General features: G+C 62.1%; 10 protein-coding genes. 2 read left to right on the plus strand and 8 right to left on the minus strand.

The features are described 5' to 3' along the window. Positions 1 to 77 precede the first annotated feature (77 nt). Positions 78 to 3,833 carry a methionine synthase gene (metH, locus tag AC02Y0_RS05440; RefSeq protein ID WP_476382901.1) on the plus strand — a complete coding sequence of 1,252 codons (3,756 nt, stop codon included), beginning with the start codon at positions 78 to 80 and terminating at the stop codon, positions 3,831 to 3,833. 255 nt (positions 3,834 to 4,088) lie between these two features. Here the strand turns inward: metH and AC02Y0_RS05445 are convergent, their stop codons facing one another. From AC02Y0_RS05445 to AC02Y0_RS05480, 8 genes are all read right to left on the minus strand, one after another. Further along, positions 4,089 to 4,958 (minus strand): hypothetical protein, encoded by an 870-nt coding sequence (locus tag AC02Y0_RS05445; RefSeq protein ID WP_476382902.1) that lies wholly within the window; start codon positions 4,956 to 4,958, stop codon positions 4,089 to 4,091. A gap of 73 nt (positions 4,959 to 5,031) precedes the next feature. Next, entirely contained in the window at positions 5,032 to 6,162 is a 1,131-nt protein-coding gene (locus AC02Y0_RS05450; RefSeq protein WP_476383963.1) for an ABC transporter substrate-binding protein, read from the minus strand. Between the two features lie 128 nt (positions 6,163 to 6,290). After that, positions 6,291 to 7,334 carry a zinc-dependent alcohol dehydrogenase family protein gene (locus tag AC02Y0_RS05455; RefSeq protein ID WP_476382903.1) on the minus strand — a complete coding sequence of 348 codons (1,044 nt, stop codon included), beginning with the start codon at positions 7,332 to 7,334 and terminating at the stop codon, positions 6,291 to 6,293. A 75-nt stretch (positions 7,335 to 7,409) separates the two neighbouring features. Beyond that, complete coding sequence (locus tag AC02Y0_RS05460) at positions 7,410 to 8,462, minus strand: ABC transporter ATP-binding protein (RefSeq protein WP_444559141.1); 1,053 nt, start codon at positions 8,460 to 8,462, stop codon at positions 7,410 to 7,412. Between the two features lie 12 nt (positions 8,463 to 8,474). Beyond that, positions 8,475 to 9,257, minus strand: coding sequence for an ABC transporter permease (locus tag AC02Y0_RS05465; protein WP_102022030.1), 783 nt, complete (start codon positions 9,255 to 9,257; stop codon positions 8,475 to 8,477). Continuing rightward, the gene (locus AC02Y0_RS05470; RefSeq protein WP_476382904.1) at positions 9,254 to 10,144 is read right to left on the minus strand and encodes an ABC transporter permease; all 891 of its coding nucleotides are present in this window, start codon (positions 10,142 to 10,144) and stop codon (positions 9,254 to 9,256) included. The genes AC02Y0_RS05465 and AC02Y0_RS05470 overlap by 4 nt, the downstream gene beginning before the upstream one ends. 99 nt (positions 10,145 to 10,243) lie before the next feature. After that, positions 10,244 to 11,320, minus strand: coding sequence for an ABC transporter substrate-binding protein (locus tag AC02Y0_RS05475; protein ID WP_476383964.1), 1,077 nt, complete (start codon positions 11,318 to 11,320; stop codon positions 10,244 to 10,246). A gap of 167 nt (positions 11,321 to 11,487) precedes the next feature. Further along, a complete protein-coding gene (locus AC02Y0_RS05480) occupies positions 11,488 to 12,357 on the minus strand; it encodes a MurR/RpiR family transcriptional regulator (protein ID WP_476382905.1) in 870 nt (289 codons plus the stop codon). Between the two features lie 183 nt (positions 12,358 to 12,540). Here AC02Y0_RS05480 and AC02Y0_RS05485 point away from each other — a divergent pair, with 183 nt between their 5' ends. Beyond that, positions 12,541 to 13,311: an N-formylglutamate amidohydrolase gene (locus AC02Y0_RS05485; protein WP_476382906.1), complete on the plus strand. Its 771-nt coding sequence runs from the start codon at positions 12,541 to 12,543 to the stop codon at positions 13,309 to 13,311. The last annotated feature ends 32 nt before the right edge of the window (positions 13,312 to 13,343 follow it).

The following is a 13,343-nucleotide window of genomic DNA, read 5'->3' on the forward strand; positions in this document are numbered from 1 at the left end:
AGCAGGATCGCATGTTGACATAAAGATGTCTTTATGTGATTTGGCTCGTGTCGCATACGCAATAGGAGAGTTCGCAGATGCTCGATCAACTGTTCGGCCGCGAGGGCGCAAACCGTGACGGCGCGGAGATCCTGAAGGCGCTGCAACAGGCGGCCCGCGAACGCATCCTGATCCTTGACGGGGCGATGGGCACCGAGATTCAGGGCCTGGGTCTCACGGAGGACGACTTCCGGGGTGAACGCTTCCTCGGCTGCGCCTGTCATCAGCAGGGCAACAATGACTTGCTGATCCTGACGCAGCCGAACGCGATCGAAGACATCCATTTCCGTTATGCGATGGCCGGTGCCGACATTCTTGAGACCAATACCTTCTCTTCGACCCGCATTGCCCAGGCGGATTACGAGATGGAGGGGGCGGTCTATGACCTCAACCGCTATGGCGCCGAACTCGTCCGCCGGGCGGCTTGGCGCGCCGAGCGCGAGGACGGCAAGCGCCGCTTCGTGGCCGGCGCCATCGGCCCGACCAACCGCACGGCGTCGATTTCGCCCGACGTCAACAATCCCGGCTACCGCGCCGTCTCCTTCGATGACCTGCGCGCTGCCTATGGCGAGCAGATCGACGGGCTGATCGATGGTGGCGCCGATCTCATCCTGATCGAGACGATCTTCGATACGCTGAATGCCAAGGCGGCGATCTTTGCTTGCGAGGAGCGTTTCCTCGCCAAGGGCATTCGCCTGCCGGTGATGATCTCGGGCACGATTACCGATCTCTCTGGCCGCACGCTGTCGGGCCAGACACCGACGGCCTTCTGGAACTCGGTGCGCCATGCCCGGCCTTTCGCGGTTGGTCTCAACTGCGCACTCGGGGCGGATGCCATGCGGCCGCATCTGCAGGAACTGTCAGGCGTGGCCGATACGCTGATTTCTGCCTATCCGAATGCCGGCCTGCCGAATGAATTCGGCCAGTATGATCAGAGCCCGGAGGAGATGGCGGATCTCGTTTCCGGCTTTGCCGAAGAGGGCATCGTCAATGTCGTCGGCGGTTGCTGCGGCTCGACGCCCGCGCATATCGCGGCCATTGCCGAGGCCGTGAAGGGCAGGGTGCCGCGCGCGCCGGCCGAACATCGGCCCTTCATGTCGCTGTCGGGCCTTGAGCCCTTCGAGCTCACCAAGGATATTCCTTTCGTCAATGTCGGCGAGCGCACCAATGTCACGGGCTCGGCCAAGTTCCGCAAGCTGATCACCGCTGGCGACTATTCCGCAGCACTCGTGGTGGCGCGTGATCAGGTGGAGAACGGCGCGCAGATCATCGACATCAACATGGACGAGGGCCTGATCGATTCGCAGCAGGCGATGGTCGAGTTCCTCAACCTGATCGCCGCCGAGCCTGATATCGCCCGCGTGCCCGTGATGATCGATAGCTCCAAGTTCCCGATCATCGAAGCCGGTCTCAAATGCGTGCAGGGCAAGGCGGTGGTGAATTCCATCTCGCTCAAGGAAGGCGAGGAGAATTTTGTCGCGCAGGCAAACCTCATCCGCAATTATGGCGCGGCCGTCGTCGTCATGGCCTTCGACGAGAAGGGCCAGGCCGACACCTATGAGCGCAAGGTGGAGATCTGCCGGCGCGCCTACAAGATCCTGACGGAAGAGGCGGGCTTTGCGCCCGAGGACATCATCTTCGATCCCAACGTCTTTGCGGTCGCGACGGGCATCGAGGAGCACGACAATTACGGTGTCGACTTCATCGAGGCGACGCGGACGATCCGGCAGGAAATGCCTCTGGTGCATATCTCCGGCGGTGTCTCAAACCTCTCCTTCTCGTTCCGCGGCAACGAGCCAGTGCGCGAGGCGATGCATGCGGTCTTCCTCTACCACGCCATTCAGGCGGGCATGGACATGGGCATCGTCAATGCGGGGCAGCTGGCGGTCTATGAGAGCATCGACAAGGATCTGCGTGAGGCCTGCGAAGACGTGGTGCTCAACCGTCGCAAGGACGGGACCGAGCGGCTGCTGGAGATTGCCGAGCGTTATCGCGGCACGGGCGAGGCCAAGGCCCGCACGCAGGACATGAGCTGGCGTGAATGGCCGGTCGAGAAGCGGTTGGAGCATGCGCTGTTCAACGGCATCACCGAATTCATCGACATCGACACGGAAGAAGCGCGGCTAAAGGCCGAGCGTCCTCTGCATGTCATCGAGGGCCCCCTGATGGCCGGCATGAATGTCGTCGGCGACCTCTTCGGCGCTGGCAAGATGTTCCTGCCGCAGGTGGTGAAATCGGCGCGTGTGATGAAGCAGGCGGTGGCCGTGCTGCTGCCTTACATGGAAGAAGAGAAGCGGCTGAACGGCGGGACCGGCGAGCGTCAGGCCGCCGGCAAGGTGCTGATGGCGACCGTGAAGGGCGATGTGCACGACATCGGCAAGAACATCGTCGGTGTCGTTCTCGCCTGCAACAACTACGAGATCATCGATCTCGGCGTCATGGTGCCGGCGACCAAGATCCTCGAAGTGGCGAAAGCGGAAAATGTCGATGTCATCGGCTTGTCCGGCCTGATCACGCCCTCGCTTGACGAGATGGTGCATGTGGCCGCTGAGATGCAGCGGCAGGGGTTCACCGTTCCGCTTTTGATCGGCGGCGCGACGACGAGCCGGGTGCATACGGCGGTGAAGATCCATCCGCAATATAAGGCGGGGCAGGCGATCTATGTCACCGATGCCAGCCGCGCCGTCGGCGTGGTCTCGGCACTGCTCGCCGAGGACGGCAACGAGACCTATGTCGACGGCATCAAGGGTGAATATGCAAAGGTGGCCGAGGCTCATGCGCGGGCGGAAGCCGAAAAGCAGCGCCAGCCGCTGGCGTCGGCGCGGGAGAATGCCATCAAGCTCGACTGGAGCAGCTACAAGCCGACGAAGCCGAGTTTCACCGGCACCAAGGTGTTCGAGACCTATGACCTTGCGGAACTCGCCCGCTATATCGACTGGACGCCCTTCTTCCAGACCTGGGAGCTGAAGGGGCGCTATCCGGCGATCCTGGAGGATGAAAAGCAGGGCGAGGCGGCGCGCCAGTTGTTTGCCGATGCCCAGGCGATGCTCGACAAGATCATCGAAGAGAACTGGTTCCGGCCGCGGGCCGTCATCGGCTTCTGGCCAGCCAACGCCGTGGGCGACGATATCCGGCTGTTCAAGGATGACAGCCGCACCGAGGAGCTCGCAACCTTCTTCACGCTGCGTCAGCAGATCGCCAAGCGCGAGGGGCGGGCGAATGTGGCGCTCAGCGATTTCGTCGCGCCGCTCGAGACGGGCGTTCCGGATTATGTCGGCGGCTTCGTGGTGACGGCTGGCATCGAGGAAGTCGCGATCGCAGAACGCTTCGAGCGGGCGAATGACGATTACTCCTCGATCCTGGTCAAGGCTTTGGCCGACCGCTTCGCCGAGGCCTTTGCCGAGCGCATGCATGAACAAGTGCGCCGCGAATTCTGGGGCTATGCAGCGGACGAGGCCTTCACGCCCGAGGAACTGATCTCGGAGACCTATGGCGGCATCCGACCGGCGCCCGGCTATCCGGCCCAGCCCGACCACACGGAAAAGGTCACGCTGTTCTCGCTGCTCGACGCGACCAAGGCGACCGGCGTGACGCTGACGGAAAGTTATGCCATGTGGCCGGGCTCGTCCGTGTCAGGTCTCTATATCGGTCATCCCGACAGCTATTATTTCGGTGTCGCCAAGGTCGAGCGAGACCAGGTCGAGGACTATGCCTCCCGCAAGGGCATGGATGTGCGCGAGGTCGAGCGCTGGTTGGGGCCGGTGTTGAATTATGTGCCGAAGGCTGACGTCTGAGGATTGATTGGCGCTACGGCCCCTCATCCCCCTGCCGGGACCTTCTCCCCGTGAACGGGGAGAAGAGCGAATGCGGCCGGCGGCGTCACCTTCTCCCCGCCTGCGGGGAGAAGGTGCCCCGAAGGGGCGGATGAGGGGCAGGCGCTGAGGCGGCGAGCGGTGACCTCTCATCGGAAGCTCACCCTTCGCACAAACTCCCTCACAAACAGAATCCAAATTCGGCGATAAGTTATTGAGGCAGATTCCTAATTGCCTTCATGCCTCCAGCCTCAGCAGGATTGCCGTGGTGTCATCGCTCTGCTTGTAGCGCGGGTATTTCAGCCCATCCGGATCGATTTTGCGCTCCAGGTGGCGGAGCTCTGAGACCAGCGACTTGAGCCCCGCCGTTGCGGCGCGTTGGATCAGCGTGACCGGATCGTAAAGCTTGTAGAGGGCCACAAGATCGGCAAGACCATCTGAGCAGAGGAGGGCGGTGGCTCCACCGCCATGGACGGGCACGTCGACCATTGCCAGGTGATCGGCAGCTTCCGGCACGACACCGAACGTCCAGGTGCTGCCACCTTCGGTGTTCTGCAGCGCGCGACCGCGGCGGAGGTCTTCGAGCGTCTGCGGATCGTCATTGGCGACGCCGGCAGCCCCAATGCCGCCGACACGGGCGATGTGCTGGGCAGCTCGGTGCTGCTCCCATTCATAGGCGCCGGGGATCGGGATGACGAAATCGGACTGGCCGTCGTCGTGCAGGATATACATGCAGCTATCGCCAAGGCCGAACCAGCGGAAGCCGGTGTCGGTTGTCTGAAGAGCCGTCAGGCTGCAGAGCGGCCAGGCATAACGCGGCTGGTCGCCGGCCGTCGCGAGGAAGGCGTCGCGGGCTTCTTCGGAGACCTGCCGTAGCACGGTCTTCGGATCGGCGCTGCGGCTGAGCTCCCGCTCGAAACGGATGGCTGAGAATTCGGCGATCCAGGCTGCATCCGAGCCGAAGCCCTCCATGAACTGGCGGTCGCCAAGGCCTGTCGCGCCGTCGATGACAAAGGCTGCATCTCTGTTGTAGCCGAGCCTATCCTCGTTTGCGCGACCCTGCTTGCCGGGGTCGGAAATCGTGTCGATAATCGAAATCTGTGGCATTATGACCTCGTGCTGAAACGTCGTGCCGGACACCTCCGGCACGTACCGTGACTAGCATGGCAGGAGGTTCGCGTCAGCCGCGGGCGGCGCGAAAGCGGTTCATGATATCGGCGCGGTTCGGGTCGGTCATGGCGACCGCCAGTCCAAATTCCAGCGATGTCAGTATCGCCTCGTCGGGATAGACGATCTCATCGGAGAGGATCTCTGGCGGGAGCAGGGCGCGGATGCGGCTGTCGGTTGCCGTGCCGCCATGGACGATGTGCTCGCGGGCGGCAATGTCAGGGTCAATCAGGTGGTTGATCAGGGCATGGGCCGCGGGCTTGTTATGTGCCTTGGCGGGGATGGCATAATAGTCCGTCCAGATCTCTCCCCCATCGCTTGCGATCTCGAAGGCAATCTCCGGCACGTCGCGATGCATCTGGGCTGCATCGTTGCTCCAGCACATCGTCATCCAGGCTTCGCCGGTGCGCATGGCAGGCTGATAATCGCTCTCAACGGCCAGAAGATGCGGCCTCACCTGCATCAGCAGGTCTTCGGCCCGGGCAAGTTCCGCCGGATCCAGCGAGTTGAAGCCGTGGCCCAGCGCCACCAGCGCGCCGCCGATTGCGGTCAGCTGGTAGTCATGGACGATGGTCTTGCCGGAGGCCTCTGTCATCGCGCGGTCGAAGAACTCACGCCAGCTGCCGACCGGGTCGAGCTGTGCGGTGTTATAGGCAATGCCGGTGGTGCCGGCATTTTTCGGCACGGCATAGAAGGCGCCGGCCAGAACGCCGGGTTTGAGAAAGCGGTCGGAATGCGCGCCGATATCCAGATTGGGCAGCAGACGCAGGTCCAGCGGGGTCAGCATGTCGCGATGGAAATACGGCGAGATCGCGTATTGGGTCGGCACGATGATGTCCCAGGTTCGCCCGCTTTCGAGCGCTTTCATCATGCCCTCGTTGGAGCCGATGATCGAGATGTCGACTTCAACGCCGTACTTTGCGGTGAAATCCTCGAAGGTCTGGGGATCGTGGTAATTCGGCCAGGTGGCGAGGCTCACCTTCTTGCCGAGCGGCGAGCCTTCGGACGTCGCGATACTCGTGCGTCCGGTGCCGCCAAACAGAAGGGCCGCTGCGCCAAGCCCGGTCACGGCGAGGAAATGCCGACGCGTCACGGAGCCGCGCTTCAGGCGCATGAACTCTGCCATGAAGCCTTCGGCCTTCATCTCCGGTGATGTCTTCTGCTTGACCACGACTGCTCTCGATCCGTTGCCGGTTTCGTGCAGCCGAATTTCACCACAAACGAGTTAACGCTATCACACCTTAAGCTGGATCTTGCGTGCGGCGAGCGCCTTCAAACCATCCGATCGATGATGCTAATGCCGTTTTCGCGGAAGCTGTCCATGGTGGCGAGTGCTGGTGCCGCCTCAGACAGCGTGATGCGGCGGCCGATCAGGCGGTCCGGCGAGAGCTTGCCGGAGAGGATCATGCGCAGCATGGCGTCGTAGCGCCAGGACTGCATGCCGTGGCTGCCATAGATCTCTAGTTCGTGGGCAATAACGCGCGCCATCGGGATCGCCGGTGTTGCATGGTCCGCCAGCATCAGGCCCACCTGCACGTGGCGGCCGCGGCGTCTGAGGTTGAGGATCGAGTTGCAGCAGGTCTGCGGATGGCCGAGCGCATCGACGGAGACATGGGCGCCGCCACCGGTCACTTCGCGGACGGCTTCCGAGACGTTGGCGACCGCGCGGCTGTCGATGGTGACGGATGCGCCGAGCGCCTTGGCGAGCGCCAGCTTGTCGTCAGCAATGTCGATCGCCACGACATTGGCGCCAAGCGCCGCGCCGATCATGATGGCCGAGAGGCCGACGCCGCCGCAGCCGTGCACCGCCAGCCATTCGCCACCCTGAAGACGGCCCTGATCGACGACGGCGCGGAAGGAGGTGGCGAAGCGGCAGCCGAGGCTTGCTGCCGTCTCATAGCTGATCTCTTCCGGGAGATGCACGAGGTTCTGGTCGGCATAGTCGATCGCCACATATTCGGCGAACGAGCCCCAATGGGTGAAGCCGGGCTGGAACTGCTCCTCGCAGACCTGCTGATTGCCGGAGCGGCATTCCATGCAGTGGCCGCAGCCGGAGACGAAGGGGACGGTGACGCGCTCTCCAACCTTGAAGCGGCGGACATCGCGACCGACGGCCGAGATCGTGCCGGCCAGTTCGTGACCGGGAACATGGGGTAGCTTGATGTAGGGATCGTGGCCCATCCAGCCGTGCCAGTCGCTGCGGCACAGGCCCGTAGCCTTGACGGAGATCACCACGCCCGCATTGCTCGGCGTCGGATCGGGCAGGGTCCGGATTTCCGGCGCTGCTCCGAAGGCTTCGTAATACATCGCGCGCATGGGCTTCCCTCCAAATACGAGAATGCCGCCTGGGCGGGCGGCATTCAGACCGTTCTTCCGTCGTTTCGGTTTGCCTCAGTCGGCGAGCAGGATCAAGGCAGTCGGATCGATCTTCACGCCGACGGTGTCGCCGACAACAGGGGGCTTGATGCCCGGGTCATTGAAGGTGTCGAAGGAGAGCGTCTTGCCGCCGACATTGATGCGGGTCCGGATGACCGATCCGAGGAACTGGCTGGACGCCACTTCGCCATGAACCGTTGCCACGTCGGCGCTGGCGAGCGTGCCGGCTTCCGGGCGCATCGCGAGCTGAATGGTCGAGCCGTTCTTGGCCGGGATGGCTTCCTTGATCGCCAGCGTCTTGTCCCCGATCTGAACAATGCCCGCGCTCTGGTCGGTCACAACAGCATCGAGCACGTTGAGCGTGCCGACGAAGGAGGCGACGAAGCGGGTGGTCGGGCGGTTGTAGATCTCGAAGGGCGTGCCGATCTGGTCGGCCTTGCCGGCATTCATGACGACGATGCGGTCGGAGATCGACAGCGCTTCTTCCTGGTCATGGGTGACGAAAACGGTGGTGATGCCCAGCTGCTGCTGGATATGGCGGATTTCCTCGCGCAGCGAAACGCGGATCTTGGCATCGAGCGCCGAGAGCGGTTCGTCAAGCAGAAGCACCTGCGGCTTGGGTGCCAACGCGCGGGCGAGCGCCACGCGCTGCTGCTGGCCGCCCGAGAGCTGGTAAGGGTAGCGCTCGGCGAGGTGATCGAGATGGATCAGCGCCAGCATTTCCTTCACGCGCTTGTCGATATCGGCTTTCGGCATGCCCGAGATCTTCAGGCCGAAGGCGACATTGTCGGCGACGTTCATGTTCGGAAAGAGGGCATAGGCCTGGAAGACCATGCCGATATTGCGCTGGTTCGGTTTCAGGTAGGTCTGATCCTTGCCGGCGATTTCGATCGTGCCACCCGAGGGCGTCTCGAAGCCGGCAATCATGCGCAGAACGGTGGTCTTGCCGCAGCCCGATGGACCGAGGAAGGAGATGAATTCGCCCTTCTCGATCGCCATGTTGAAGTCGTGCACGACCTGGGTGGCGCCGAAGGATTTCTTGAGGTGGGAAAGTGTCAGGAAGGTCATGAAAAGAATTCCTCAGGCCTGGCGCGGGGCTGTTTTCTGGAGGCGGGACACGAGCTGGATCAGACCGAGGCAGCCCCAGGTGATGCCGAAGGCGATAACGGCGAGTGCAGCCGGCTCATAGGCGCGGTTGGCGCCGAGAAGCTGCATGAAGGGTCCGAAGGCCGGCTTGTTCAGGAGCGCTGCCATGGTGAATTCGCCAATCACGATGGCGAAGGTGAGGAAGGCGCCCGAGAGCACGGCGACGAGCACGTTCGGCAGGATGATCTTCGAGATGATCGTGAACCAGCCAGCGCCGAGGCTTTGTGCGGCCTCCGTCAGCGTGCCGATGTCGATGGTCCGAAGGCCCGTGTCGACAGCGCGGTACATGTAGGGGAGGGCGAGCGTCGCATAGCCGAACATCAGCAGCACGTCCGTGCCGAAGGCAGAGCCCGTCAGCGGCAGCCAGCTGGAGGTGTTGTAGAGGCGGATATAGCCAAAGACGATGACGATCGCCGGAATGACCAGCGGCAGCAAAGTCACGAACTCGATATAGGGACGGAGGCGCGGCAGCTTGAGGCGCACCCAATAGGCTGTGGGTACCACCAGGAAGACGCCGAAGAGGATGGTGACCAGCGCCATGGTGACAGAATAGGTGAATGTCTCCTGGAAGCGCGGATCCGTCAGAACCTTGACGTAGGCGTCGAAGGAATATTCTCCGCGCCGCATCTTGAGCGAGAAGTTGGTCATGCCGATCAGCGGCAGGAAGAAGTAGAGGAGGCCGAAGATCAGGGCCCCCCAGGCCCAAAAGCGCTTCATTTCAGCCACCTTTCGCTGCGGGCGCGCAGCCAGATATACAGAGCATTGGCGACACCGGTGACCGCGATCATGCCGAAGGCGAGCGCGTAGCCGAGATGGGGGTCGCCCAGCACGTCGCCGCGGATCTGGGCGAAGAGCAGGATTGGCACGATATTCAGCGAAGAGCCGGTCAATGCGATCGCGGTTGCGACAGCGCCGAATGCGTTTGCGAAAAGCAGTGCCATCGTGCCCAGGATCGAGGGCAGCAGGATCGGGAAGGCCACGAGGCGCCAGTACTGCGCATTGGTCGCGCCGAGGATCGAGGCTGCCTCGCGCCATTCGCGCTTCAGACCGTCAAGAGCCGGGGTGATGATCAGGATCATCAGCGGGATCTGGAAGAACAGATAGGTGACTGTCAGCCCCCAGAAGGAGAGGAGATTGAAGCCGAGCAGGCGAAGATCGATTCCGAGCTGGGTTTTCAGGAAGACGGTGAGCAGGCCGACCGGGCCGAGGGTCGCCAGAAAGGCGAAGGCGAGCGGAACGCCGGCGAAGTTGGAGGCGACGCCCGAGAAGGTCAGGAGCGGGCCGCGGATCCACTGCGGCAGACCGCCAAGTACGACGGCTGCGGCAACGCCGAAGCCGATGAGGCAGCCGAGGATGGCGGAGGCGAGGCTGATCTTGATGGAGATCCAGTAGGCCGCCATGATCGAAGGCGTGAAGAGCCCACCGATGTTATCGAGCGTGAACGAACCATCAGGACGCTGGAATGCGCCGATGACGATCTTCATGGTCGGCATGATCAGGAAGAGTATCACGAAGGCTGCGAAAGGCAGGACGCCCAGCCAGTGAAGTGGAAGTTTCGTTCGTGGCCGTGCCTGATGGCCCGGGCCCACTGACTCTGTCGACATTCGATCTGCCCCTCTTGTCCGCCTCTGGGCGGATCTTCTTAAAATGCAAGCGCCGCCCCGACCTTAGACAAGACCGGGGCGGCACATCAAGGTCTCGACTTACTGGACGTTGGCGCCGACGACGCTGTCCCAGCCGCCGACAACGGCAGCCTTGTTGGCGTCGACTTCTTCGAGCGTCGGGAAGTACGCCTTCTCGTAGGATTCAGCCGGCGGCAGAGCGTCGAGCAGGTCCTGCGGAACCTTGCCAGCCTTGACCATGGCGTTGAAGCGGGCCGGGTGGCAGTAACCCTTCAGCCAGCCGAGCTGACCTTCGTCGGAGTACAGGTGTTCCATCCACAGCTTGGCAGCGTTCGGGTGCGGCGCGTAAGCAGAGATGCCCTGAACGTAGACGCCGGCCAGAACGCCGGATGCCGGAACGACGACTTCGACCGGCGGGTTGCCGGCGAGCGTGTCACGAGCCGAAAGGGCGTTGTAGTCCCACATGACGACGATCGGGGTCGCGCCCTGTGCGAGCGTGCCGGACTTGCCGATGACGGGTACGAAGTTGCCGGCCTTGTTCAGTTCGCCGAAGTACTTCAGACCAGCTTCGCCAGCGTCCTTGCCAGCAGCTGCGCCCGATGCCATGCCGGCTGCGAGAACGCCGAGGATGGCCTGGTTGGAAGCGCGCGGGTCACCTGCGAGAGCAACCTGACCGGCATATTCCGGCTTCGTGAGGTCGGCCCAGTCCTTCGGGGTGTTGGCGACGAGGTCCTTGTTCACCAGGAAGGACATGACCCCGTAGTAGTCGCCGTACCAGTAGCCTTCAGCGTCCTTGATGTTGTCAGGGATTTCGTCCCAGGTGGAGACCTTGTAAGGCTGCAGCAGGCCTTCGGCCTTCATCTGCGGACCGAAAGCCAGACCAACGTCGACGACGTCAGGAGCCTGCGGGCCCTTGTTGTCCTTGTTGGCCTTGATGGCTTCGACTTCGTCAGCCGAACCAGCGTCTGGGTTCAGTTCGTTGACGGTGATTTCCGGGTACTTCTTCTTGAAGGCGGCGATGACTTCGCCGTAGCCGCACCAGTCGTGGGGCAGGGCGATAGTGGTCAGCATGCCTTCCTTCTTGGCGGCTTCGATCAGCTCGGCGCTCGGTTCTGCGACGGCGACAGCCGAGCTTGCCATGACCAGCGCCGTGGTCATCGAAAGGATCTTGCGGAATTGGGTCACTGTAGTTCTCCTCTAGGTGTTGGAAGCGATGCGGTTCACTTATGTGGCCTTTGTTATGGTTATGTGACGGATACCGGCCTTGCGTGGTCTGTCTATATTTGCCCGTATCCTGAATTATCCTCCGTTTCGGTCTGTCCAGCTCATCGGGGCTTTCGAAACAGGCGAGCCTGCTCGAAAAGTCCTTCAAGCGTATTCATGCGTTCACGCGTCTCGTCCCAGGACGAGCTCTGAACGGCTTCGATCAGGGCTTCGACAACAAACAGCGTCACGACGCAGCTGTCCCATGCCGACGGGGCCTCGATATGTAGTTTGAAACAGTGGCGGGCATGCTGTGCCACCGGCGACATCCACTGGTCCGTGAAGACGATGATCTGCACGCCGTTGGCGCGCGCGACCTCGGCCAGGGTGGTGAGATCCGCCTCGTATCTCCTGATGTCGAAGATCACGAGAACGTCGCCGTCCTGCATGTTCAGGACGTGCTGCGGCCATGAACTGGCGTTCGACGACATCAGCGTCGTGCGCGGTCGGATGACCTGCATATGGGTGAAGAAGTATTCGGCAAGCGCCCCGGTGATGCGTCCACCGACGAAATAGACGCTGCGATTGCGGTCGCCGATGAGGCGGGCTGCTTCATCGAAAGTGGCCGTGCGCAGTTCTCCGAGCGAGTTGCGCAGATTGGCCATGACGGCTTCGGCAAAGCGGTTGAGAATATGTCGGTTGGGGGCATTGGCCGCCCAGCGATCGTGCTTGGCGATCGGATTGGAGATCGTTGCCTCGAGTTCCTGATGCAGATGGGCCTGGAATTCGGGATAGCCCTTGTAGCCGAGCTTCTGAACCATGCGGGCGACGGTCGGCGTCGATACACCGGCGTTCTCGGCAACGGTCGTAATGCTACCCAGCCCGGAGACGGGGTAGTTCTGCAGCAGGCTTTCTGCCAGCTGTCGTTCGGCACGCGTCAGCCCATCGAAATGGGCATGGATCACGTCCGACACCGTCGTCGACGCATTCATCAAGGACCGATTGACTCCCCTCAAGCCGATCTATCGCCAGCTTTTTCAGGATTAAGCCTCGCTGTCACAATTGAGTCAACCGCCCCTTGAAGAGAATTTTTCAGTAGCGGATTGACAGACGCTTAACCGTGAAGAATTCTCTTCGAAAATAAATTGGGCCAACGAGCCCGGGGGACTGCCAGCATGCTCTTGAGGTCGGGGATCCTGACATCGTCAGAAGGTGAGGTCGTTGCATTGGAAAATGCGATGGGCGCCAGTGGTGTTGTCATCGTCTGCGAACACGCGTCTTCCGTGCTGCCAAAATCTGCGGGCGACCTTGGTCTGTCACCGGAGGCCTTGTCCAGCCATATCGCCTGGGATCCGGGCGCTCTTGCGATTGCGCGGAAGGTCTCGGAGGCTCTCGATGCGGTGCTGGTGCATCAGCGCTTCTCGCGGCTGATCTACGACTGCAACCGTCCGCCGGAATCGCCGGCGGCCATGCCGGAAAAGAGCGAGATTTTCGAGATCCCCGGCAATCGGGCGCTGAGTGTGGCGGAGCGTTATGCCCGCACGGCTGCCCTCTACATTCCCTTCCACGACCGCATCTCTGCCGAGATCTCGCGCCTTGAGGCAGAGGGACGGAAGCCTGTTGTCGTGACCATGCACACCTTTACGCCCGTCTATTTCGGCAAGCCTCGGGAGGTCGAGATCGGCATCCTGCATGATACGGATAGCCGATTGGCGGATGCGATGCTGGAGTCGGCACAAGGCGGCCCCTACAGGGTCGAGCGCAACTCTCCCTATGGCCCGGAAGACGGCGTCACCCATACGCTTCGTCTGCACGCCATTCCGCAAGGATTTGCCAATGTCATGATCGAGGTTCGCAACGACATCGTGCGCGACGCTGCGGGTGTGGAGGCAATCTCCTCCTATCTCGCGGACTTGATTTCAGGAGCCCTCGAAAGGGTCGCATAAATACTTCCAGCCGCTGGGCAAACCAGACATCA

The organism is Allorhizobium sp. nf9_anc (assembly GCF_056323085.1).